Below are 22,133 nucleotides of genomic sequence, written 5' to 3' on the forward strand. Positions count from 1 at the left end.
CGCAAGGCGGGCTTTTCAGTAATTTGGTCGGAGAGACAGGATTCGAACCTGCGGCCTTCTCGTCCCGAACGAGACGCGCTACCTGGCTGCGCTACACTCCGATGGCCGAAATGCTACTGCATGGTATTTTTCAACGCAACCCCTTGTTGCAAAAAGGAGTTGCGCCAAAATGAGGGGGCTGGATCAGAGCTCTTTGACAGTGCGGATCTGGTCCTTGTTGATACGCGTGCGCTTGCCATCGAGCTGTTCGAATTCGTAGAAGCCAGAGTCTTCGTCATAGGACGGTGTATCGACTGCCTGGATCTCGCGGCCGTCGTTCAGGGTGATGACGGCAGGCGAGGCACAGCCGGCGAGGGCGCCGAGGCCCAGGGCAAGCAGGAAGGCTGGAAGGGTCCGTGGGATCATCATGATTCTCCGATTCGAGGGGGCTGGATGACATTCAGACGCGGGGCGTCCACGCAAGTTCCTTGCACAGTGCAGCATAGCGACCTCGCCGCGTCATTGACCAGGAACAACGCCCGGGCTGCGGCAGGTGGCCTGTGATATAACAGCCGCCATAACACACTCCCTGCGACGGACCCCATGAAAGCCAAGGCAGATACCCCCTTCGTGGCGCTGAACATCGCCGTGCTCACGGTCAGCGACACCCGCACCTTCGACACCGACACCTCTGGCCAGCTGTTCGTCGACCGCTTGACTGCGGCCGGCCACCAGCTTGCTGCCCGGGTGCTGCTCAAGGACGACCTATACAAGATCCGCGCCCAAGTGGCCACCTGGATCGCCGACGAGCAGGTGCAAGTGGTGCTGGTCACCGGCGGCACCGGTTTCACCGGCCGCGACAGCACCCCCGAAGCCGTGGGCTGCCTGCTGGACAAGCAGGTCGACGGTTTTGGCGAGCTGTTCCGGCAGATCTCGGTGGCCGATATCGGCACCTCCACCGTGCAGTCCCGCGCCCTGGCCGGGCTGGCCAACGGCACCCTGGTGTGCTGCCTGCCGGGCTCGACCAACGCGGTTCGTACCGGCTGGGACGGCATCCTCGCCGAGCAGTTGGACAACCGCCACCGCCCGTGCAATTTCGTCCCGCACCTGAAGCAGGCAGCGGCCTGTGAAAGCCGTGGCTGAGGCCGCGCCGGCCCGGCCGTTGATGCCGGTGGAAGAAGCCCTCGAGCGCCTGTTGGCGCTGGCCGAGGCTGCCCCAATCAGGCAAACCGAAGACGTTGGCCTGGCCGATGCAGAAGGCCGGGTGCTGGCCCGTGAACTGGTGGCCGGGCTCGACCTGCCGCCCTGGCCCAACAGCGCCATGGACGGTTACGCCCTGCGCCAGGGTGACTGGCAGGGCGAGCCGTTGCCGGTCAGCCAGCGCATTTTCGCCGGCCACGCCCCGGCGCCCCTGCAGCCAGGCACCTGCGCACGGATCTTCACCGGCGCGCCGCTGCCCGAGGGCGCCGACTGCGTCGAGATGCAGGAAAACACCGAGGTGCTGGAAGACGGCCGGGTGCGCTTTCTCGAGCCGTTGACGCTCGACAGCAACGTGCGCCCCAAGGGCCAGGAGACCCGCGCCGGCGAAGTGGTGCTGGGCGCCGGTACCCGGCTGGGCCCGATCGAACTGGGCCTGGCGGCGACCCTGGGCGTTGCCCGCCTGGAGGTGGTGCGCAAACCGAAGGTGGCGGTGCTATCGACCGGTGACGAGCTGGTCGAGCCTGGGTTGCCGCTGGGGCCGGGGCAGATCTACAACAGCAACCGCCGCCTGCTGGTCAGCTGGCTGCAGCGCCTGGGCTGCGAGGTGGTGGATGCCGGCATCCTCGCCGACGACCTGCAGCGTACCCGTGAGTGCCTGGCGGCGCTGGGCGATGTCGATCTTATCCTGTCCACCGGCGGCGTCTCAGTGGGCGAGGCTGACTACCTCGGGCTGGCCCTGCGTGAAGCAGGTGAGCTGGCGCTGTGGAAACTGGCGATCAAGCCAGGCAAGCCGCTGACCTTCGGCCATTACCAGGGCGTGCCGGTGATCGGCCTGCCGGGCAACCCGGCCTCGACACTGGTCACCTTCGGCCTGCTCACCCGCCCGTACCTGCTGCGCCGCCAGGGCGTGGCCGATGTCACGCCGCTGCGCTTCAACGTGCCGGCAGGCTTCGATTGGCCCAAGCCAGGCAACCGTCGTGAGTACCTGCGGGCGCGTATCGAAGAGGGTCGGGTACGCATCTACAAGAACCAGAGCTCTGGCGTGCTGCGCAGCGCGGCCTGGGCGGAAGGTGTGGTGGAGGTGCGTGAAGGCAGCACCCCAGGCCAGGGCGAGCTGGTGCCGTTTATTCCGTTCAGCGAGCTACTTGGCTAGTACCCCGCCCAGTGGCGGGGCGCTGGCCGGCGCCAACTGGCCGAGGCGCAGGTGCACGTTCTCCAGTTGCTGGGCAGCCACGCTCCAGTCGTGGCGCTGGCGGGCGAATGCGCGCCCGGCTTCGCCAAGTTGCGCCATGCGCGCCGGCTGGTTGAGCAGTTGAGTCAGCAGCAGTGCCAGCTGGCCACTGTCGTCGCTGGCCAGGTAATGCTCGCCGCGGTTGGCCGCAAGCCCCGACACACCCTTGCTGGTAGTGATCACCGGCAGGCCGGCGGCCATGGCTTCAAGTATTTTCACCTTCGAACCGCCGGCATAGCGCAGCGGCGCGAAGAACAGCGCCGAGCGCCGTTGCAGCTCGCGCAGGTCAGGGCGGTAGCCTACCCATTCGATGCGCGGGTCGTTCCAGTGCAGCTTCCAGCTGGCCGGCAGCGCATGCCCGGCGATGGCCAGGCGCACCGCCGGGTTGCTTTGCCACACCTGCGGCAGGATGTCTTCCAGCGCCCACTCGATGGCTTCGAGGTTGGCGCCGTATTCGAAGTTGCCGACGAACAGCAGGCGCTGGCTGTGCAGCGCCGGGTGCACCGCCTGGTAGTGCTCGCAGTCGACGCCATTGACCACCACGTTCACCGGGCGGCCGCTGATCTGCCCGATCAGTTCGGCGTCATGCGGGCTGACCGCTACCAATTCGCTTGGCTGGCGCAGCACGCGCTGCTCCCAGCGCCGGTAGCGCCAGCGGTCGAAGGCGTTGAGCGGGCGCAGCCACAGCGGCAGGCGGTCATGGCTGGCAGCGCCCATCACCGATTCCAGGGTGTGCTCGCTGAGCATGTAGGGCACACCGCGCGCCTGCAGGGCCTTTTCGAACGGCTGGAAGCTGTAGCTGTGCTCGATCTGGATCACGTCCCAGGGCTCGTCCAGCAACTGCTCGAAACGGTGCCGCAGGCAGGGCGCCAGGCCGTTGATGATGGCGCGCATGGGGTAGTCGATGATCGGCGAGGCCAGCAGGTTCAGCGGGCTGTGCACGGCGCGCCGGGGTAGCACGATCAGGCGTTCCAGCAGGGGCTCCAGGGCTTCGCGGGCGGCATCGCCGAGCGGCACCTTGGACTGCACTAGCAGGGTGATGCGGTGCCCGCGCCCGGCCAGTTCGCGCAGCAGGTGGTATTGCCGGGTCTTGCAGCCGCTGGTGGTGGGCCAAGGCAGGTAGGGCAGTGTCCAGAGAATGCGCATGGCCCTTGATCCTCGCTGTCGGCCGGATAGCACGACGCATCCGCTGGCAGCTCACCTGGGAGGCTGGGGCCGGGGCGCGTCCTTGGGTATGAGTAAAGCCCACGATGGCTGGCGCGCCCAGGCCGTTTGGCAGGCAACGGGCATGGCAGCTGTGGCATGCCCCTGAAGGAGCGGCCCTTTCGCGACACACGGCCGCTCCTGCAGGGCTGTGTGAATTTGTGCAGGGCCAGGGAGCAATTCGCCCATCGAAATGGTCGAGATAGCCACAGGGCATTTTCACGGAGAACGACGATGGCTGAGCGCAAGGCACTGCTGATCCTGCATGGCAAGCAAGCCACCAACGACGAGGTGCGGGCCGCCGTGGGCGATTTGCGCGAGCGCGGCTGGCAACTCGATGTACGGCTGACCTGGGAAGCAGGGGATGCACAGCGCCTGGTGGGCGAGGCGCTGGCAGCGGGCTACCCCCATGTGGTGGCCGGCGGGGGTGATGGCACCCTGCGCGATGTGGCCGAGGCCCTGGCCCAGGCGCAAGCGGAGGCTAGCCTGGTGTTGTTGCCGCTGGGCACTGCCAACGATTTCGCCAAGGCCGCGACGGTACCGCTGGAGCCGGCGGCGGCGCTGGCATTGCTGGAGCAGCCGGCGCGGCCGATTGACCTGGGCCGGGTAGGGGACCAACTGTTCCTGAACATGGCCACCGGCGGCTTTGGCAGCCAGGTCACGGCCAATACTTCCGAAGACCTGAAAAAGGTGCTGGGCGCCGCGGCCTACCTGTTCACCGGGCTGTCACGCTTCAGCGAGCTGCAAAGCGCCTCGGTGGAGCTGCAGGGGCCTGGCTTACAGTGGCAGGGCAATTTGCTGGCACTGGGTATCGGCAACGGCCGGCAGGCCGGTGGCGGGCATATTCTGTGCCCAGAGGCCAAGGCCGACGACGGCCTGCTGGATATCGGCATCCTGCCGGCGCCGCAAGAGATGGTCGGCGCACTGCGCGGCCTGCTGGCCGGTGAGGAGCTGTTCGTGCGGGCGCGCCTGCCGTGGGTCGAGATCAAGAGCTCGCAGGGGCTGGACATCAACCTCGACGGCGAACCCTTGCAGGCCGACAGCCTGCGCTTCGAGGCGCTACCGAAGGTGCTGCGGGTACACCTGCCCGCCGATTCGCCGCTGCTCAGTCATCCAGGCTGATGATCTTCTCGCGCACCGCGAACAGCACCAGGCCGGCCACATCGTAGATCTGCAGGCGCTTCATGATCTGCGAGCGGTGGGTCTCGACGGTCTTGATCGACAGGCCCAGGCCGCTGGCGATTTCCCGGGTGGACTTGCCGCGCACGATCAGGCGCAGGATCTCCAGCTGGCGGGCGGTGAGGTTGTGGCGCTCGTCACCGGCCACCTTGGTGTTTTGCGCGCGCTGCAGGGCCTGGTTGATCACGGTGTGGGCAATGGCCGGGCTGAGATAGCGCTCATTGCTGCGCAGGGCGCTCAAGGCCTGTTCCAGCTCGGTGGCGGTGGTGTCCTTGAGCAGGTAGCCATGGGCGCCGCTTTCCAGCGCGCGCATGATCAGCTCCGGGTCGGTGTGCATCGACAGCATCAGCACCTTGCTGGTGCAACCGCTGGCACGCAGCTGGGTGAGTGCGTCCAGGCCGCTGGTGGAACGCATGGAGATGTCCAGCAGGATGATATCTGGGGCCAGGCTTGCTACCTGTTCGAGCAGTTGGGCGCCGTCTTCGGCCTCCCCAACCACGGTGTATCCGGGAATGTCCGATACCAGTGCCCTGACGCCTGCGCGAATCAGGGAGTGGTCGTCCACCAGCAATAGTCTACAAGTCATCGGGTGCAGGGGTCCTGGCGCGTTCCTGGCTGCGGGGCGGCCATGGGAACAGGGCGTCGATCTGGGTGCCTTGGCCAGGCTGGCTGACCACGGTCAGGCTGCCTTGCAAGGCGGTGGCACGTTCATGCATGCCGGCCATGCCGCGTTGGCCGGCCTCGGCAGGGTCGCCGGCGGGGGAGAAGCCGCAGCCGTCATCGTGGATCGACAAGGCAAGGCCGGCCGGTGTGCGCTGCAGGCGCACCACCAGGTTGCCGGCCTGGGCGTGGCGCAGCACGTTGGTGACGGCTTCCTGGGTTATACGGAACGCGGCCATGGTCACGTCATCGCTGATGCCGCCCAGGCGTTGGTTGCAGTCCAGGCTCCAATGGATGCCGCTGTTGGCCAGGGTGCGCAGCAGGTGTTCACGCAGGCTGGCTTCCAGGCCCAGGCTGGCCAGTTGGCGCGGATTCAACAGGGCGGATACATCGCGCACGTTGCCCAGGGTTTGCTCGAGGGTGCCGCGCAAGGTTGTGCAATGCGCCTGCAACTCCGCCGGCACGCGCCGCTGCAGCCAGTCGACCTGCAGCTTGGCGGCGGTGAGCAGTTGGCCGATGTCGTCATGCAGTTCGCGGCTCAGGCGCTGGCGTTCGCTTTCCTGCACTTTGAGCATGCGCGTGGCCAGCTCTGCCGGGCGCAGGCTGATGGAGCGTGCCCGGTGGCGCAGGTGCCAGCCGACGCTGATCATGGCCGCCAGTTGCAGCAGCAACAGGCTGGCCGACAGCGGCTGGGTGCGCAGGTAGAGAATCAGGTTGGCTGCCAGTGAAGCCAGGCACAGCGCCATGGTTGCCCAACGGAACAGGGCAGCCTTGGAGTGGCAACGCCGGAGAGTCTTCAAGCGTTCAAGCATAGATAGGGAAGCCACTGAATGATTGCTGTTGAAGGCATGGCACATGACTAACAGATGATCGGGCGCCCCGGGATTTTATCACGCACCGGCTCGTGTCCAATCGACCAAATATTAACGGTGCGCATGTTCGAATGAGCGCATCTTAACACTTCGGGCCGCTTTGGTCGCGAAGCTTAACTGCTTGAAACCTAGGATTTTCGGGGGCTTCATCAAGCCTCGTAATGCGCGCATAAGTGGCACCGTGCCATTATTGTGCGGGCATTCGATTCCTGCCCTGGCAACTAACTAAGAACCCTGCAAAAGATGTGGATAAAAACTTGTCCAACTTTGCAAGTTCCAGAGGGGGTTAGTTTGCGTGTGCGGCCCTTGAAACGTTAGTTGCTGTTGCCCGCTGTTGGCTGGCGGTGCTGCGACGCCGGCTGAGCGTGGCCATGGGTGCAGGTACCGCCAAGCGTCTGGCAAGGCGCACACGTTTGCGGCTTTGGCTGGCCAAGCAGGTCGGCCAGTTCGTTGAGCAACGCCTGCTGCTCTTCGATGTCCATGCCCAGGCGGCCGGTCTGCGGGTCGAGCAGTTCCAGTTGCCAGGCCAGTAGGGTGAGGCAGGCGCCGAGCACCGGCAGCGCCGCGCCTTCCAGGCGTTGGCGGCCGCAGGCCGGGGCCAGCAGTTGCTGGAGGGTGCGGGTGAACTGCGCTACTTCAATCAGCGCAAGCTTGTCGCAGCGCTGGGCCAGGGTATCGAGGGTTTCGTCCAGGCACAGGCAGGCATCGGGGTCGTTGCCGATCAGTTCCAGATGCTGCAGGCACTCCTGGGCGCCGCTGAGCAAGACCTGCGCATCCAGCAGAAAGTCCTGCAACGTCCCGTTCGGCAGGGCTGTGTTGTCCATCATGTCACTCCGCCGCACAGGGCGGGAGCAGGGGTGGGCCACACCGAAGCGATCGCTGACAAAAGCCTGACTCCGTTCATGCATTGAGAATGGCGTCACATTAATGGCTAATGGATATTGCGAACATCAGGTTGCACCCGATTGCCTCTAGGGGTTTCCCTGATGGGCCTTCGGGGTTTGGTGTTCAGCCAGGGCGGCGAACGGGAGGGAAGTGGCAGCAGTAAAGCATGATGGTAAAGTGATATCAATCACCCCCGACAGCTTTTTCCACAAGGGGTCAAGCTGCGCCAGTATCCGCCGATACAGGGTTGATGCAACTCATTTTTCCGACTAAAGCCTGGGGGTTTTCCTAATGGCCGGCATTCTCGATACGGTAGACCAACGTACGCAACTGGTGGGTGAGAACCGCCTGGAAATTCTCATGTTCCGCCTGGCTGGCCGGCAACTGTTCGCGATCAACGTGTTCAAGGTGCAGGAAGTTCTGCAGCTGCCCAAGCTGACCCTGATGCCTCAGCGCCACTCCTATGTGTGCGGCGTGGTCAACCTGCGCGGCCAGACCTTGCCGGTGATCGACCTGTCCCAGGCAATCGGCATGCGCCCGCTGCAACCGGGCCCGGACAGCACCATCATCGTCACCGAGTACAACCGCTCGGTGCAGGCCTTCCTGGTGGGCGGTGTGGACCGCATCGTCAACATGAACTGGGAAGCGATCATGCCGCCGCCTACCAGCGCCGGCCGCCAGCACTACCTCACCGCCATCACCAAGGTGGACGAGAAGCTGGTCGAGATCATCGACGTGGAAAAGGTGTTGGCCGAAATCGTGCCCTACAGCGCCAAGGTATCCCGCGACAAGCTCGAAGACCCGGTGCTGGCGCGTGCCCGCGGGCGTGAGGTGCTGCTGGTGGACGACTCCACGGTAGCCCTGGCGCAGTTGCGCGACACCCTCTCGCAACTGGGCCTGAAGCTGCACGTGGCCAGCGATGGCCTCAAGGCACTGCGCCTGCTCAAGAGCTGGGCCGATGCCGGCGAGGACGTGTGCGAGAAGCTGCTGATGGTCTTCACCGATGCCGAAATGCCCGAAATGGACGGCTACCGGCTGACCACCGAAATTCGCAACGACCCGCGCCTGCGCAGCCTTTACGTGGTGTTGCACACTTCGCTTTCGGGCAGTTTCAACGACTCGATGGTGAAGAAGGTCGGTTGCGACAACTTCCTTTCCAAGTTCCAGCCCGACCGTTTGGTCGAAGTGGTGCGCCAGCGCTTGAACATGCTGCAGACCACGGCCTGATACCTGAACGCCGGTGCGCGGTATAAGCTTGGTTTTTTACCGGCACTGGGTGGGCAGGGAATGATTCTGAGCGCGCTGTATCGATACCCGGTGAAGTCGGTGCAGGCGCAAAGCCTGCAGGCTTGTGCGGTAGGCAGCATGGGGCTTGAGGGCGACCGGCGCTGGATGGTGGTGGAGGCTGACAACGGTCGCTTTCTTACCCAGCGTGCCTGGACCGGGCTTGGCTTGATCCACGCCGATTACCTGGCCGACGGCTCGCTGCTGTTGGCCGCAGCCGGCCGGGCGCCCTTGCAGGTGGCGGTGCCGCCTGCCGACGAGGCGCTGCGCGGGGTGACGATCTGGCGCGACACCTTGCGCGTGCCGGATGCCGGCGACGAGGCGGCCGCCTGGCTCAGCGAGTTGCTGGGCAAACCGGTGCGCCTGGTGCACTGTCCCGCGCCCCGGGCGCGCTACCTGCCCAGCGGCTATGGGCTGGCCAGCGACCGTGCGGCGTTTCCCGACGGCTTCCCGCTGCTGTTGATTGGCCAGGCCTCGCTGGATGAACTGAGCCGGCGGGTCGGGCGCCCCATGCAGATGCTGCGGTTTCGCCCGAACTTGGTGGTGGAAGGGGCCGAGGCCTTCGCTGAGGACCAGTGGAAGCGCATCCGCATCGGCGCGATGACCTTGCGTGTACTCAAGCCCAGCGTGCGCTGCATCCTCACCACCCTTGACCCGGCCACCGGCGAGCGCAGCCCGGACCGCGAGCCGTTGACCACGCTCAAGACCTTCCGCGAGAAAGAGGGCGATGTGCTGTTCGGGCAAAACCTGGCAGTGGACGGGGAAGGGGAGCTGCAGGTGGGGATGGCGGTAGAGGTACTGGAGTGAGGTGCCCACTGCAGGAGCCGGCTTGCCGGCTCCTGCAGTGGGCGTGGCGCCCGGTTGCTACATATCGTCGAAATAGCGCTCATGCCAATCCACCAGCGGCTGCGGTGAATTGAGCTTCTGCCCGTAGATGACCGAATACGACAGTACGTTCTGCACGTACTGGCGCGTCTCGTCGAACGGGATCGACTCGACCCACACATCGAAACTCAGGTGCTTGGCACCCTTGAGCCACTGGCGCACGCGGCCGGGGCCGGCGTTGTAGGCGGCCGAGGCCAGCACGCGGTTGCCGTTGAACTGGCTGTGCACCTGGCTCAGGTAGGCGGCGCCGAGCTGGATGTTCTTGTCCGGGTTGAGCACCTGGGCCGGCGAGGCCAGGGGGATGCTGAACTTGCGTGCGGTTTCCTTGGCGGTGGCCGGCATCAGCTGCATCAGGCCGCTGGCGCCGACGCCGGAGCGGGCGTCTTCCATGAAGGCGCTCTCCTGGCGGGTGATGGCGAACACCCAGCTCGAATGCAGGCCACGGACCTTGGCTTCGCGCACCAGAGTGTCGCGGTAGGCCATCGGGAAGCGGATGTCCAGGTCGTCCCAGTACTGCGCCTGGCTGATGGTGCGGATGGCCGGGAAGTACCAGCGCATGTCGTAGGCCAGGCGGGCCTGGGCGACCATTTCGTCGCGGTTGAAATGGCGGCTGACGTGGTACCACTCGCGCCGGCCCTCGACTACCTGGCCACGGGCGTGGAATTCCAGGGCGCGGCGGATGCCTGGGGTGTTGCGCACCTTGGCTACCAGTTGCGGGCTCAGCAGCAGTGGCTTGTTGTTCAGTTGATAAGGCGTTTGCACCCGGTCGGCGGCGAGGAAGCCGTAGAAGTCACGTTCACGCGCGACGGTTTTGTACAGTGGCGAAACCTGCGGGTTGTTCGGTTGGGCCAGCTCCAGGCTGCGCGCCTGCCAGTACTTCCAGCGGCTGCTGCCGGCCAAGTCCTGGGGAAGGCGCTTGCTCAGCTCGTAGGCGTCCTGCCAGCGGCCCAGGCGCAGCAGCAGGCGCATGCGCCATTCGCTCACCGTGTTGTCGCGCAGCTCCGGGTCGTAGCGGGTCATCAGGTCGAGGGCGCGCGGGTCGTAGCGCCGGGCCAGGGTGAGGCCGATCTCGCGGGCGATGGCGACTTTCTCGTCGCGGCTGAAGTGCATGCGCGAGGCATAGTCGTCGAGCAGCGCCATAGCCTGCTCCGGGTTCTGCCGGGCGAGGCGGCGCAGGCCCAGGCTGACCACATCGGACATCGCCTCGCTGACCGGCATGAAGCGCGATGGCTGGTTGAGCAGCTCGGGCTTTTGCGCAACGTCCAGCAACAGCTTGCCCTGGGGGGCGAGGGTGGTCAGGGTTTTCACCAGGTTGCCGGCCAGGCTGTAGTTGCGCGTCTGGGCGGCGAGCTTGGCGCGCTCCCAGCGCTTGGCCTCGGTCAGCTGGCCTTCGGCGGCCCACAAGGCGAACAGGGTGTCGCAGGCCGCCGGTTGCGATTTGCCGACGTTCCACAGTTTTTGCGCGGTGGCAAAGCCTTCGGCGCGCAGGCCATGGGTGAGCTGATACTGGCCGTTGAGGCAGTCCAGTTCGGTGAAGTTGAGCTTGGGGTCGTAGTACTTGACGAAGGTGTTCCACTCGCCGCGTTCGGCCAGCCAGCGCAACCAGCGCAGTTTCATCCAGTTGGCCTGGGGCAGGTCGCCATGCTGGGCGAGGAAACCTTCGATTTCCTCGTTGCTGGCGCTCTTGAGCCGGGCGGTCAGTTCGTCGTAGGTGAGGTACGGCGTCAGCGGGTAATCGCGCAGCGCCTGGGCGTAACGCAGGTACGGGCCCTTGTCGCCCTTGGCCAGCGCGCGCTTGGCTTCATCGTAGTACTGGCGTTGCTGGGTGAGGTCGACGGCGTGTGCGGCACTCGCGGCGGTGGCGGTGAGCAGCAGGCAGGAAGCAAGTTGTAACAGGCGGCTGCGCATGATACGTCCGGGCAGTTGAACCATAGAGAGTGACGGCGAAGCCAACACTGTGGGGTATTACTGCCTAGCTTAGCCGTTTGCCGGGGAGCGGTGAAAGCACTGTGCTTGTATCGGGTTGTAATGCCTCGCCCGGCAGGCCGGCGGCGTTCGGCTGATGCCGAGGCGGTGCAAGTCAGGTAGAATGCGCGCCCGGTTTTTGGAGACGATCATGACCCTGCTCAAATTCAGCGATGTGTCCCTTGCATTCGGCGCGATGCCGCTGCTGGACAAGGTTTCCTGGCAGATCGCCCGTGGCGAGCGGGTGTGCATCATCGGCCGCAACGGCACTGGCAAGTCGAGCATGCTGCGCCTGGTCAAGGGCGAGCAGAAGGCCGACGACGGCGATATCTGGCGCGCCCCGGGCTTGAAGATCGGCGAATTGCCGCAGGAGCTGCCGGTGGCCGACTCGCGCTCGGTATTCGACGTGGTGGCCGCGGGCCTGGACGGCGTCGGCGAGTTGCTGGCGCAGTTCCACCACCTGAGCCAGAACATCCAGGGCGATGAAGACCTGGAAAAACTCATGCACGTGCAGCACGAGCTGGAAGCCCGCGACGGCTGGCGCCTGCAGCAGGTGGTCGAGAGCACCCTGAGCCGCCTGCAACTGCCGGCCGACAAGACCCTGGCCGAGCTGTCCGGTGGCTGGCGCCGCCGCGTGCTGCTGGCCCAGGCGCTGGTGTCCGAGCCTGACCTGCTGCTGCTGGACGAGCCGACCAACCACCTGGACATCGGTGCCATCGCCTGGCTGGAAGAGGCGCTCAAGGGCTTTGGTGGCGCGGTGCTGTTCATCACCCACGACCGCTCGTTCCTGCAGAACCTGGCCACCCGCATTCTTGAGCTGGACCGCGGCGGGCTGATCGACTGGAACGGTGACTACGCCAGCTTCCTGGTGCACAAGGAGGCCGAACTGGCCGCCGAAGCCACCGCCAATGCGCTGTTCGACAAGCGCCTGGCGCAAGAGGAAGTGTGGATTCGCCAGGGCATCAAGGCCCGCCGTACCCGCAACGAAGGCCGCGTGCGTGCGCTCAAGGCGCTGCGCGTAGAGCGTGGCGAGCGTCGCGAGCGCCAGGGCAAGGCCAATATCCAGATCGAAGTGGCCGACAAGTCCGGCAAGCAGGTCATGGTGCTCGAAGACGTCAGCTTCGCTCACCAGGGCGGGCCGAAGCTGGTCAAGGATTTCTCGATGGTGCTGCAGCGCCAGGACCGTATCGGCCTGCTGGGTGCCAACGGCACCGGCAAGACCACGCTGCTCAAGCTGATGCTGGGCGACCTGGAGCCGACCTCCGGCAAGGTCGAGCGCGGCACCAAGCTCGAGGTCGCCTACTTCGACCAGATGCGTCACCAGCTCGACCTCGAAAAGACGGTGATCGACAACCTCGCCGAAGGCCGCGACTTTATCGAGATCGAAGGGCAGAACCGCCACGTGCTCAGCTACCTGGGTGATTTCCTGTTCAGCCCGCAGCGCGCGCGCACGCCGGTCAAGGCGCTGTCTGGCGGTGAGCGTGCGCGCCTGCTGCTGGCCAAGCTGTTCAGCAAGCCGGCCAACCTGCTGGTGCTGGACGAACCGACCAACGACCTCGACGTCGAGACCCTCGAGCTGCTCGAAGAAGTGTTGTCCAACTACAAGGGCACGGTGCTGATGGTCAGCCACGACCGGGCCTTCCTCGACAACGTGGTCACCAGCACCCTGGTGTTCGAAGGCGAGGGCCGCGTGCGCGAGTACGTCGGAGGTTACGAGGACTGGATTCGCCAAGGCGGCTCGCCGAAGCTGCTGGGCGTGACCGAGAGCAAGGGCGGCAAATCCGAGCTCAACAGTGCTGTGGTGGCAAAGCCGGTGGAGGAGGTTGAGCCGGTTGCCGCCGCTGCGCCGCAGGCCGATGCCAGCAAGAAGAAGCTCAGCTACAAGCTGCAGCGCGAGCTGGAAATGCTGCCAGGGCAGATCGACGCACTGGAGCAGCGCATGGCCGAGGCGCAGGAAGAAGTCAGCGCTGCGGGCTTCTATCAGCGGCCGATTGCCGAAACTTCGGCGGTGCTGGCCAAGATCGAGAAGCTGCAGGGTGAGCTGGATGTACTGGTAGAGCGCTGGGCCGAGCTGGAAGGTTGATCAGGACTGCCGGCCTCTTCGCGGGCAAGCCCGCTCCCACAGGTAGCCCACTGGCCTGAAGATTGGTGGGGTCCTGTGGGAGCGGGCTTGCCCGCGAAGGGGCCCTTGCAGATCAAATCACTCTTTCTTCTGCAGTCGCACCGCCAGCACATCGCATGGCGCGCCGTGCAGCACATCATTGGCGGTGGAGCCCAGCAACAGCGCCAGGCCGTGGCGACCATGGCTGCCGACCACGATCAGGTCGCACTTCTGGTCCTTGGCCAGCTGGTGGATTTCCTGGCGCGGCTGGCCGTAGACCAGGTGCGAGTCGCCGCGGTTGATGTCCGGGTACTTGGCAAACAGCCGGTCCATGCGTTCCTTGGCCTGGTCGAACTGCTGCTGCTGCAACTGCGACAGGTCCATCGGCACGTCGCCGCCAAAGGCCATGGCCATGGGTTCGACGATATGCACCAGGGAAACCTTGGCGCCGCTGGCCAAGGCAATGGCCTTGGCGCGCTTGATCACCGGGTCGCATTCTTCGGTCAGGTCGACGGCGACCAGAAGATGTTCATAAGACATGTGCAGTACTCCTGACAATCGCGATAGTAGAAGTATGGTCGCTTTCGCTCGGGCCTTGCGTGAAACCGAGTAACCCGCTCATTTGCAACGCTTTATAGGTCTACAGATATGACGGTATGGCTGGTTGTGTCAATCCTTGCGGTGGTTTTGAGCCCGCTGGCCTGGCTGCGCCCGTCGCGCAAACAGAGCCAGCAGATGAGCCTGCGCCTTGAAGGGCGGCGCATGGGGCTGGCTATGCAACTGGCCCCGCAGCAGTGGCCGCACTGGCTGGAAAAGGAGCCGCCAAGCCCGTGCCCGCAGTACCATCGCGCCCGGAGCAAGGGCCGTGACGACAGCTGGTGTTACTGGCAGGTCAGCCCCGGCGTTTGGTGCAACCAGTGGCGCGAAGCCTGCGCCGACCCGCGCCTGGCAGAGGTGTTCGCGCGCCTGCCCGAGAGCGTCTACAAGGTCGAAGCCGATACCCGCATGATCGCCCTGTACTGGAGTGAGCGCGGTGAAATGGCTGTGTTGCAGGATATTGCCTACGCCCTCGACACCCTGGCCTGAATGCCGGGGCCGCAAAGCCGCCCAGGTTGGCCCAAACCCCCACCCCACAACGACATAGCGGCGCGCAGGAGCTGAAGGGCTCCTGCGCGCCGCTATGCGTTCTGCTTGCGCAGAAAAGGCCAGGCAGGCCGGAAACGGGTGCAGTGGTTGCCAGTGTAGCCACTGGCGGCGCGCGCGTTTAAAAAAATCCAGGCGCAAGCGCCGGCCCATGGCTTATGGCTGACATGAATGATCGGCGATCACTGTCATCATGTTTCATACCCGAGGAGTACAACATGACTGGAAAGTCGCGTTTTCAGGGTGTTCGCGAGCATTTGACAACGCCGATCATTTCGGAGAATGTGTGCACACCCAAATCAAACGGGCGTATGAATTGAGCGTTTGTATGTCAGATCGCTCTTACAGCATCCCGACCAGCCCGCCGACGGGTGTGCCTGCGACAAGTGACCGGTAGTCCGGCACTTGCGCCAGCGATCGGCGTGTACAGTTCAGCTTCCATATCGTGGAGATCAGTTGATGATTTACGAAGGTAAAGCCATCACGGTTAAGGCTCTTGAAAGCGGCATTGTCGAACTGAAGTTCGACCTCAAGGGTGAGTCCGTCAACAAGTTCAACCGCCTCACGCTCAACGAACTGCGTGAAGCCGTCGCCGCCATCCAGGCCGACGCTTCGGTCAAGGGCGTGATCGTCAGCAGCGGCAAGGACGTGTTCATCGTCGGCGCCGACATCACCGAATTCGTCGACAACTTCAAGCTGCCCGAGGCCGAACTGGTTGCCGGCAACCTGGAAGCCAACCGCATCTTCAATGCCTTCGAAGACCTCGAAGTGCCGACCGTCGCGGCCATCAACGGCATCGCCTTGGGTGGCGGCCTGGAAATGTGCCTGGCGGCGGACTACCGGGTCATGTCCAGCAGCGCCAAGATCGGCCTGCCGGAAGTCAAGCTGGGCATCTACCCAGGCTTCGGCGGTACCGTGCGCCTGCCGCGCCTGGTCGGCTCGGACAACGCCATCGAGTGGATCGCTTCGGGCAAGGAAAACCGCGCCGAAGACGCCCTCAAAGTCGGCGCCGTGGACGCTGTGGTGGCCCCCGAGCTGCTGCAGGCCGGTGCCCTGGACCTGATCAAGCGCGCCATCAGCGGCGAGCTGGATTACAAGGCCAAGCGTCAGCCCAAGCTTGAGAAGCTCAAGCTCAATGCCATCGAGCAGATGATGGCCTTCGAGACCGCCAAGGGCTTCGTCGCAGGCCAGGCCGGCCCGAACTACCCGGCCCCGGTCGAAGCCATCAAGAGCATCCAGAAGGCCGCCAACTTCGGCCGTGACAAGGCCCTGGAAGTCGAAGCCGCAGGCTTTGCCAAGCTGGCCAAGACCTCGGTTGCGCAAAGCCTGATCGGCCTGTTCCTGAACGACCAGGAGCTCAAGCGCAAGGCCAAGGCCCACGACGAGATCGCCCACGACGTGAAGCAGGCCGCCGTGCTCGGCGCCGGCATCATGGGTGGCGGCATCGCCTACCAGTCGGCGGTCAAGGGCACCCCGATCCTGATGAAGGATATCCGTGAGCAAGCCATCCAGCTGGGCCTGAACGAGGCCTCCAAGCTGCTCGGCAACCGTGTGGAGAAGGGCCGCCTGACCCCGGCCAAGATGGCCGAGGCGCTCAACGCCATCCGCCCGACCCTGTCCTACGGCGACTTCGCCAACGTCGATATCGTCGTCGAGGCCGTGGTCGAGAACCCGAAGGTCAAGCAAGCCGTGCTGGCTGAGGTGGAAGGGCAGGTGAACGAGAACGCGATCCTCGCCTCCAACACCTCGACCATCTCGATCAACCTGCTGGCCAAGGCACTCAAGCGCCCGGAAAACTTCGTCGGCATGCACTTCTTCAACCCGGTGCACATGATGCCGTTGGTGGAAGTGATCCGTGGCGAGAAGTCCAGTGAAGTGGCGGTTGCCACCACCGTGGCCTACGCCAAGAAAATGGGCAAGAACCCGATCGTGGTCAACGACTGCCCGGGCTTCTTGGTCAACCGCGTGCTGTTCCCGTACTTCGGCGGCTTCGCCAAGCTGGTCAGTGCCGGTGTCGACTTCGTACGCATCGACAAGGTGATGGAGAAGTTCGGCTGGCCCATGGGCCCGGCCTACCTGATGGACGTGGTCGGCATCGACACCGGCCACCACGGCCGCGACGTGATGGCCGAAGGCTTCCCGGACCGCATGAAGGACGACCGCCGCTCGGCCGTCGACGCCCTGTACGAGGCCAACCGCCTGGGCCAGAAGAACGGCAAGGGCTTCTACGCCTACGAGACCGACAAGCGCGGCAAGCCGAAGAAAGTCTTCGACGCCACCGTGCTGGACGTGCTCAAGCCGGTGGTCTTCGAGCAGCGTGAAGTCACTGACGAGGACATCATCAACTGGATGATGGTGCCGCTGTGCCTGGAGACCGTGCGCTGCCTGGAAGACGGCATCGTCGAGACCGCAGCCGAAGCCGACATGGGCCTGGTCTACGGTATTGGTTTCCCTCCGTTCCGCGGTGGCGCGCTGCGCTACATCGATTCGATCGGGGTCGCCGAGTTCGTTGCACTGGCCGACCAATACGCCGACCTGGGGCCGCTGTACCACCCCACTGCGAAGCTGCGCGAAATGGCCAAGAACGGCCAGCGCTTCTTCAACTGAGCGCCCAACGAGCTAGAGCGAGATTATTGATATGAGCCTGAATCCAAGAGACGTGGTGATTGTCGACTTCGGTCGCACGCCGATGGGCCGCTCCAAGGGTGGCATGCACCGCAACACCCGCGCTGAAGACATGTCGGCGCACCTGATCAGCAAACTGCTGGAACGCAACGGCAAGGTCGACCCGAAAGAAGTCGAGGACGTGATCTGGGGTTGCGTCAACCAGACCCTCGAGCAGGGCTGGAACATCGCCCGCATGGCCTCGCTGATGACCCAGATCCCGCACACCTCGGCGGCGCAGACCGTCAGCCGCCTTTGCGGCTCTTCGATGAGCGCGCTGCACACCGCCGCCCAGGCGATCATGACCGGCAACGGCGACGTGTTCGTGGTCGGTGGCGTGGAGCACATGGGCCACGTCAGCATGATGCACGGCGTCGACCCCAACCCGCACCTGTCGCTGCACGCGGCCAAGGCTTCGGGCATGATGGGCCTGACCGCCGAAATGCTCGGCAAGATGCACGGCATCACCCGTGAGCAGCAGGATCTGTTCGGCTTGCGTTCGCATCAGCTCGCCCACAAGGCGACGGTCGAAGGCAAGTTCAAGGACGAGATCATCCCGATGCAGGGTTATGACGAGAACGGCTTCCTCAAGGTTTTCGACTACGACGAAACCATTCGCCCGGAAACCACCCTTGAAGGCCTGGCCTCGCTCAAGCCTGCGTTCAACCCCAAGGGCGGCACCGTGACTGCCGGTACTTCGTCGCAGATCACCGACGGTGCCTCGTGCATGATCGTCATGTCCGGCCAGCGTGCCATGGACCTGGGCATCCAGCCGCTGGCGGTGATCCGCTCCATGGCGGTGGCCGGCGTGGACCCGGCGATCATGGGCTACGGCCCGGTGCCATCTACGCAAAAAGCCCTCAAGCGCGCGGGTTTGAGCATCGCCGACATCGACTACTTCGAGCTCAACGAAGCCTTCGCCGCACAGGCCCTGCCAGTGCTGAAAGATTTGAAAGTGCTCGACAAGATGGATGAGAAGGTTAACCTGCACGGCGGCGCCATTGCCTTGGGCCACCCGTTCGGTTGCTCCGGTGCGCGGATTTCCGGCACCCTGCTCAACGTGATGAAGCAAAATGGCGGCACCCTCGGGGTGGCAACCATGTGCGTCGGCCTCGGCCAGGGCATCACCACGGTCTTCGAGCGCGTCTGATCGCGTGGCAAGGCTACAGCCGGGGCCCTGTGCCCCGGTTTTTGTTTTTTTACAGCTTTTGTTTCAAGAGGGTGGGCGACATGCAGATACAGCCAGGCGTATACCGGCATTACAAAGGGCCTGAGTACCGTGTCTTCAGCGCTGCGCGGCATTCCGAGAGCGAAGAGTGGATGGTCTTCTACCAGTGCCTGTATGGTGATTACAGCTTCTGGGTGAGGCCGCTTTCGATGTTCCAGGAGTCCGTCGAGGTTGACGGCGAGCAGGTGCCACGCTTTGCTTTGGTCAAGGCCGAAGAGGGCTTGCCTGAACTGCTTGGCAAGGCGCACGAGTGATCGACCGCGCTTGACCTCACTCTTTTGCCACTATATATAGCGGTGCCGCGTCTGGCACCTGACGCGTTTTTTATCTTCAGATTCAGGAATACTCCGATCCATGGGCAAATCGCTGGTCATTGTGGAATCCCCGGCCAAGGCCAAGACCATCAACAAGTACCTGGGCAGCCAGTACGTGGTGAAGTCGAGTATCGGCCACATCCGTGACCTCCCCACCAGCGGTTCTGCCAGCGCGAGCAAGGAACCGGCGGCCAAGCGCAGCAAGGCTGCGGCCGAGGCTCCGGCGCTGTCGCCGAAGGAGAAGGCTCGCCGCACGCTGGTGGCACGCATGGGGGTCGACCCCGAAGCCGGCTGGAAAGCCAAGTACGAGATCCTTCCCGGCAAGGAGAAGGTGATCGACGAACTGCGCCGCCTGGCCAAGGATGCCGACACCATCTATCTCGCGACCGACTTGGACCGCGAGGGGGAAGCCATTGCCTGGCACCTGCGCGAAGCCATCGGGGGTGACGACAGCCGCTACAAGCGCGTGGTGTTCAACGAAATCACCAAAAAAGCCATCCAGGAAGCGTTCTCGCAGCCTGGCGAACTGGATATCGACCGGGTCAATGCCCAGCAGGCGCGCCGTTTCCTCGACCGCGTGGTGGGTTACATGGTTTCGCCGCTGCTGTGGGCCAAGATCGCCCGTGGCCTGTCTGCCGGCCGCGTGCAGTCGGTGGCGGTCAAGCTGGTGGTGGAGCGCGAGCGTGAAATCCGCGCCTTCAACCCCGAGGAATACTGGGAAGTCCACGCCGACCTGGGCACTGCCAAGAACGCCAAGGTGCGTTTTGAAGTGGCGCGCGAGAACGGCGAGGCGTTCAAGCCGCTGAACCAGGCCCAGGCCATGGCCGCGCTGGAGAAGCTCAAGGCGTCCAGCTACACCATCAGCAAGCGTGAAGACCGCCCGACCAGCAGCAAGCCGTCGGCACCGTTCATCACCTCCACCCTGCAGCAGGCCGCGAGCAACCGCCTGGGCTTCGGGGTGAAGAAGACCATGATGATGGCCCAGCGTCTGTACGAAGCCGGCTACATCACCTACATGCGTACCGACTCGACCAACCTGTCGCAGGACGCCGTGGAGATGGCGCGCAGCTACATCGAGAAGGAGTTCGGCAAGCAGTACCTGCCGGCTGCGCCGATCGTGTACGGCAGCAAGGAAGGCGCCCAGGAGGCGCACGAGGCGATTCGCCCGTCCGACGTCAACACTCATCCGACCAAGCTCAGCGGCATGGAGCGTGACGCCGAGCGCCTGTACGAGCTCATCTGGCGCCAGTTCCTGGCCTGCCAGATGCCGCCGGCGCAATACCTGTCCACCAGCGTCAGCGTGGTGGCGGGCGACTACGAGCTGCGCGCCAAGGGCCGCATCCTCAAGTTCGACGGTTACACCCGTGTGCTGCCACAGCAGAGCAAGCCCGGCGAAGACGACGTGCTGCCGGAAATGGCCCAGGGCGAAGTGCTCAAGCTGATCCAGCTCGACCCGAGCCAGCACTTCACCAAGCCGCCGGCGCGCTTCACCGAAGCGAGCCTGGTCAAGGAGATGGAAAAGCGCGGCATTGGCCGCCCGTCCACCTACGCGGCGATCATTTCCACCATTCAGGACCGCGGTTATGTAACCTTGCACAACCGCCGCTTCTACTCCGAAAAAATGGGCGACATCGTCACCGAGCGCCTGTCGGAGAGCTTCGCCAACCTGATGGACTACGGCTTTACCGCCGGCATGGAAGAAAACCTCGACGACGTGGCCCAGGGCGAACGCGACTGGAAGAACGTACTCGACGAGTTCTACGGTGACTTCAGCAAGAAGCTGCAGACCGCCGAGTCCGCTGAAAACGGCATGCGCGCCAACCAGCCTACCCCGACCAACATTGCCTGCAAGGAATGCGGCCGGCCGATGATGATCCGCACCGCCTCCACCGGCGTATTCCTCGGTTGCTCGGGCTACAGCCTGCCACCGAAGGAGCGTTGCAAGGCGACCGTGAACCTGGTGCCGGGCGACGAAATCGCCGCCGACGACGAGGGTGAGTCCGAGTCGCTGGTGCTGCGCGGCAAGCACCGCTGCCCGATCTGCGCCACCGCCATGGACGCTTACCTGCTGGATGAGAAGCACAAGCTGCACATCTGCGGTAACAACCCGGATTGTGTTGGCTACGAAATCGAAGAGGGCAACTACCGCATCAAGGGCTACGAAGGGCCGAGCCTTGAGTGCGACAAGTGCGGCAGCGAGATGCAGCTCAAGACCGGCCGCTTCGGCAAGTTCTTCGGCTGCACCAACCCTGCGTGCAAGAACACCCGCAAGCTGCTCAAAAGCGGCGAGGCAGCGCCACCGAAGATGGACAAGGTGGACATGCCCGAGCTCAAGTGCGAGAAGGTCGATGACACCTACGTGCTGCGTGACGGCGCCTCGGGGCTGTTCCTGGCTGCCAGCCAGTTCCCGAAAAACCGCGAAACCCGCGCGCCGCTGGTGCTGGAGATCGTGCCGCACAAGCATGAGATCGACCCTAAGTATCACTTCCTCTGCGAAGCCCCGCAGAAGGACCCGGATGGCCGCCCGACGGTGATTCGCTATAGCCGCAAGACCAAGGAGCAGTACGTGCAGTCCGAGGTTGATGGCAAGCCGACTGGCTGGAAGGCGTTCTACGACGGTGGCAAGTGGAAGGTTGAAGACAAGCGCTGATCCGGCGCTCGGCATTCAGGCCAATCGCGGGGCAAGCCCGCTCCCACGCTGATCGTGGGAGCGGGCTTGCCCCGCGAGCGTTTGTGCTTGCGGTAGGGCAGGGCAATCCTCGAAACTGCAGCATCGCCTTGCAGCTTTAGGGAGGTCATTGAAAATGGCCCAGGAACTCTACACCCGCACCAACCAGAAACTGTTCTTCGCCGGCCTTGCGCTGGAGTCCATGGCCAAGGCCGAGCACAGCCAGGCGATGAACGCCCAGGGCCTGGTTCAGGCCGAGCGCGAGTCGGCGCTGTTTCACCTTTACGGTGCGCTGCTGGGCCTGTGCCACGAGATCGGTGGTTTCTACCGCCTGCCGGTGGTGGCCTCGGTCGAGCAGGCCCTGGCCGATGAGGCGTTGAACAGCATTGCCATCCCTGAGGTGGCCGAGATGCTTGAGCTGGTGCGCCAGCGGGAAACCTGGCTGGCTCAGATGCTGGGTGCTTATGGCGATTTGTTCCGACCACCGGTCGCGAAAAAAGCCGCGAAAACCGACGTTACCCAGCCATTGATCCAGGCGGTCAACCTTGACCGGCCCGAGCACCCGGCGCTGTCGCGCGAGGAGTTGGAGAGCTGGCGCAATAACCTGAAAGGCTTGGTGAGACGATTCCGCGACGCGTTGAGTGAGTGCTGATAGCCCTGATGGCTGTTACA

At 64.3% G+C, this 22,133-nt stretch carries 19 protein-coding genes and 1 tRNA gene; 12 read left to right on the forward strand and 8 right to left on the reverse strand.

Annotated features, from left to right (window positions below; all coding sequences use genetic code 11):
- Positions 1-24: 24 nt before the first annotated feature.
- Positions 25-101 (reverse strand) — tRNA-Pro (locus KSS93_RS11790).
- An 82-nt stretch (positions 102-183) separates the two neighbouring features.
- The gene (locus tag KSS93_RS11795; protein WP_217843545.1) at positions 184-405 is read right to left on the reverse strand and encodes a YgdI/YgdR family lipoprotein; all 222 of its coding nucleotides are present in this window, start codon (positions 403-405) and stop codon (positions 184-186) included.
- Positions 406-582: 177 nt separating this feature from the next.
- Here KSS93_RS11795 and moaB point away from each other — a divergent pair, with 177 nt between their 5' ends.
- Together moaB and KSS93_RS11805 are read left to right on the forward strand one after the other, a co-directional pair.
- Positions 583-1,122, forward strand: a complete 540-nt coding sequence (moaB, locus tag KSS93_RS11800) for a molybdenum cofactor biosynthesis protein B (protein WP_217888409.1) — start codon at positions 583-585, stop codon at positions 1,120-1,122.
- A gap of 22 nt (positions 1,123-1,144) precedes the next feature.
- Positions 1,145-2,332, forward strand: a complete 1,188-nt coding sequence (locus KSS93_RS11805) for a molybdopterin molybdotransferase MoeA (RefSeq protein ID WP_217888715.1) — start codon at positions 1,145-1,147, stop codon at positions 2,330-2,332.
- Here the strand turns inward: KSS93_RS11805 and KSS93_RS11810 are convergent.
- Positions 2,321-3,556, reverse strand: coding sequence for a glycosyltransferase family 4 protein (locus tag KSS93_RS11810; RefSeq protein ID WP_217888410.1), 1,236 nt, complete (start codon positions 3,554-3,556; stop codon positions 2,321-2,323). The genes KSS93_RS11805 and KSS93_RS11810 overlap by 12 nt on opposite strands.
- A gap of 291 nt (positions 3,557-3,847) precedes the next feature.
- Between KSS93_RS11810 and yegS the strand changes: the two genes are divergently transcribed.
- A complete protein-coding gene (gene yegS / locus KSS93_RS11815) occupies positions 3,848-4,735 on the forward strand; it encodes a lipid kinase YegS (RefSeq protein ID WP_217888411.1) in 888 nt (295 codons plus the stop codon).
- On the opposite strand, the gene KSS93_RS11820 is transcribed toward yegS, so the two are convergent.
- From KSS93_RS11820 to KSS93_RS11830, 3 genes are all read right to left on the reverse strand, one after another.
- Positions 4,719-5,378 carry a response regulator gene (locus KSS93_RS11820; protein ID WP_217888412.1) on the reverse strand — a complete coding sequence of 220 codons (660 nt, stop codon included), beginning with the start codon at positions 5,376-5,378 and terminating at the stop codon, positions 4,719-4,721. The two genes, yegS and KSS93_RS11820, sit on opposite strands and share 17 nt — an antisense overlap.
- Positions 5,368-6,264, reverse strand: a complete 897-nt coding sequence (locus KSS93_RS11825; RefSeq protein ID WP_217888413.1) for a sensor histidine kinase — start codon at positions 6,262-6,264, stop codon at positions 5,368-5,370. Before KSS93_RS11825 ends, KSS93_RS11820 begins: the two co-directional genes overlap by 11 nt.
- A gap of 374 nt (positions 6,265-6,638) precedes the next feature.
- Positions 6,639-7,148: a histidine kinase gene (locus KSS93_RS11830; RefSeq protein ID WP_217888414.1), complete on the reverse strand. Its 510-nt coding sequence runs from the start codon at positions 7,146-7,148 to the stop codon at positions 6,639-6,641.
- 352 nt (positions 7,149-7,500) lie between these two features.
- Here KSS93_RS11830 and KSS93_RS11835 point away from each other — a divergent pair, with 352 nt between their 5' ends.
- Both KSS93_RS11835 and KSS93_RS11840 read left to right on the forward strand, forming a co-directional pair.
- A complete protein-coding gene (locus tag KSS93_RS11835; protein WP_217888415.1) occupies positions 7,501-8,436 on the forward strand; it encodes a chemotaxis protein CheV in 936 nt (311 codons plus the stop codon).
- 60 nt (positions 8,437-8,496) lie between these two features.
- Complete coding sequence (locus tag KSS93_RS11840) at positions 8,497-9,300, forward strand: MOSC domain-containing protein (protein ID WP_217888416.1); 804 nt, start codon at positions 8,497-8,499, stop codon at positions 9,298-9,300.
- Between the two features lie 57 nt (positions 9,301-9,357).
- Here KSS93_RS11840 and KSS93_RS11845 read toward each other — a convergent pair whose 3' ends face one another.
- Complete coding sequence (locus KSS93_RS11845) at positions 9,358-11,286, reverse strand: transglycosylase SLT domain-containing protein (protein WP_217888417.1); 1,929 nt, start codon at positions 11,284-11,286, stop codon at positions 9,358-9,360.
- A 208-nt stretch (positions 11,287-11,494) separates the two neighbouring features.
- Between KSS93_RS11845 and KSS93_RS11850 the strand changes: the two genes are divergently transcribed.
- Positions 11,495-13,426, forward strand: a complete 1,932-nt coding sequence (locus KSS93_RS11850; protein WP_217888418.1) for an ATP-binding cassette domain-containing protein — start codon at positions 11,495-11,497, stop codon at positions 13,424-13,426.
- Between the two features lie 117 nt (positions 13,427-13,543).
- Here KSS93_RS11850 and KSS93_RS11855 read toward each other — a convergent pair whose 3' ends face one another.
- Complete coding sequence (locus KSS93_RS11855; protein WP_217888419.1) at positions 13,544-13,984, reverse strand: universal stress protein; 441 nt, start codon at positions 13,982-13,984, stop codon at positions 13,544-13,546.
- 108 nt (positions 13,985-14,092) lie between these two features.
- Here KSS93_RS11855 and KSS93_RS11860 point away from each other — a divergent pair, with 108 nt between their 5' ends.
- The 6 genes from KSS93_RS11860 (at position 14,093) to KSS93_RS11885 (ending at position 22,113) form a co-directional block, all read left to right on the forward strand.
- Complete coding sequence (locus tag KSS93_RS11860; RefSeq protein ID WP_217888420.1) at positions 14,093-14,530, forward strand: hypothetical protein; 438 nt, start codon at positions 14,093-14,095, stop codon at positions 14,528-14,530.
- 516 nt (positions 14,531-15,046) lie between these two features.
- The gene (gene fadB / locus KSS93_RS11865) at positions 15,047-17,194 is read left to right on the forward strand and encodes a fatty acid oxidation complex subunit alpha FadB (protein WP_217842557.1); all 2,148 of its coding nucleotides are present in this window, start codon (positions 15,047-15,049) and stop codon (positions 17,192-17,194) included.
- A 31-nt stretch (positions 17,195-17,225) separates the two neighbouring features.
- Positions 17,226-18,401: an acetyl-CoA C-acyltransferase FadA gene (gene fadA / locus KSS93_RS11870; protein ID WP_217888421.1), complete on the forward strand. Its 1,176-nt coding sequence runs from the start codon at positions 17,226-17,228 to the stop codon at positions 18,399-18,401.
- 80 nt (positions 18,402-18,481) lie between these two features.
- A complete protein-coding gene (locus KSS93_RS11875; RefSeq protein WP_217888422.1) occupies positions 18,482-18,733 on the forward strand; it encodes a DUF1653 domain-containing protein in 252 nt (83 codons plus the stop codon).
- A 100-nt stretch (positions 18,734-18,833) separates the two neighbouring features.
- Positions 18,834-21,443, forward strand: coding sequence for a type I DNA topoisomerase (gene topA / locus KSS93_RS11880; RefSeq protein WP_217888423.1), 2,610 nt, complete (start codon positions 18,834-18,836; stop codon positions 21,441-21,443).
- Positions 21,444-21,597: 154 nt separating this feature from the next.
- The gene (locus KSS93_RS11885) at positions 21,598-22,113 is read left to right on the forward strand and encodes a DUF6586 family protein (protein WP_217888424.1); all 516 of its coding nucleotides are present in this window, start codon (positions 21,598-21,600) and stop codon (positions 22,111-22,113) included.
- The last annotated feature ends 20 nt before the right edge of the window (positions 22,114-22,133 follow it).

This window comes from Pseudomonas xanthosomatis (assembly GCF_019139835.1).
GTDB classification, from domain to species: Bacteria; Pseudomonadota; Gammaproteobacteria; order Pseudomonadales; family Pseudomonadaceae; genus Aquipseudomonas; species Aquipseudomonas fakonensis.

What these genes read in the sequence shown, in the direction of transcription:
- KSS93_RS11795 (WP_217843545.1), bottom strand. Translation starts at nt 405, where the DNA reads ATGATCCCACGGACCCTTCCAGCCTTCCTGCTTGCCCTGGGCCTCGGC.
- moaB (WP_217888409.1), top strand. Translation starts at nt 583, where the DNA reads ATGAAAGCCAAGGCAGATACCCCCTTCGTGGCGCTGAACATCGCCGTG.
- KSS93_RS11805 (WP_217888715.1), top strand. Translation starts at nt 1,145, where the DNA reads ATGCCGGTGGAAGAAGCCCTCGAGCGCCTGTTGGCGCTGGCCGAGGCT.
- KSS93_RS11810 (WP_217888410.1), bottom strand. Translation starts at nt 3,556, where the DNA reads ATGCGCATTCTCTGGACACTGCCCTACCTGCCTTGGCCCACCACCAGC.
- yegS (WP_217888411.1), top strand. Translation starts at nt 3,848, where the DNA reads ATGGCTGAGCGCAAGGCACTGCTGATCCTGCATGGCAAGCAAGCCACC.
- KSS93_RS11820 (WP_217888412.1), bottom strand. Translation starts at nt 5,378, where the DNA reads ATGACTTGTAGACTATTGCTGGTGGACGACCACTCCCTGATTCGCGCA.
- KSS93_RS11825 (WP_217888413.1), bottom strand. Translation starts at nt 6,264, where the DNA reads ATGCTTGAACGCTTGAAGACTCTCCGGCGTTGCCACTCCAAGGCTGCC.
- KSS93_RS11830 (WP_217888414.1), bottom strand. Translation starts at nt 7,148, where the DNA reads ATGGACAACACAGCCCTGCCGAACGGGACGTTGCAGGACTTTCTGCTG.
- KSS93_RS11835 (WP_217888415.1), top strand. Translation starts at nt 7,501, where the DNA reads ATGGCCGGCATTCTCGATACGGTAGACCAACGTACGCAACTGGTGGGT.
- KSS93_RS11840 (WP_217888416.1), top strand. Translation starts at nt 8,497, where the DNA reads ATGATTCTGAGCGCGCTGTATCGATACCCGGTGAAGTCGGTGCAGGCG.
- KSS93_RS11845 (WP_217888417.1), bottom strand. Translation starts at nt 11,286, where the DNA reads ATGCGCAGCCGCCTGTTACAACTTGCTTCCTGCCTGCTGCTCACCGCC.
- KSS93_RS11850 (WP_217888418.1), top strand. Translation starts at nt 11,495, where the DNA reads ATGACCCTGCTCAAATTCAGCGATGTGTCCCTTGCATTCGGCGCGATG.
- KSS93_RS11855 (WP_217888419.1), bottom strand. Translation starts at nt 13,984, where the DNA reads ATGTCTTATGAACATCTTCTGGTCGCCGTCGACCTGACCGAAGAATGC.
- KSS93_RS11860 (WP_217888420.1), top strand. Translation starts at nt 14,093, where the DNA reads ATGACGGTATGGCTGGTTGTGTCAATCCTTGCGGTGGTTTTGAGCCCG.
- fadB (WP_217842557.1), top strand. Translation starts at nt 15,047, where the DNA reads ATGATTTACGAAGGTAAAGCCATCACGGTTAAGGCTCTTGAAAGCGGC.
- fadA (WP_217888421.1), top strand. Translation starts at nt 17,226, where the DNA reads ATGAGCCTGAATCCAAGAGACGTGGTGATTGTCGACTTCGGTCGCACG.
- KSS93_RS11875 (WP_217888422.1), top strand. Translation starts at nt 18,482, where the DNA reads ATGCAGATACAGCCAGGCGTATACCGGCATTACAAAGGGCCTGAGTAC.
- topA (WP_217888423.1), top strand. Translation starts at nt 18,834, where the DNA reads ATGGGCAAATCGCTGGTCATTGTGGAATCCCCGGCCAAGGCCAAGACC.
- KSS93_RS11885 (WP_217888424.1), top strand. Translation starts at nt 21,598, where the DNA reads ATGGCCCAGGAACTCTACACCCGCACCAACCAGAAACTGTTCTTCGCC.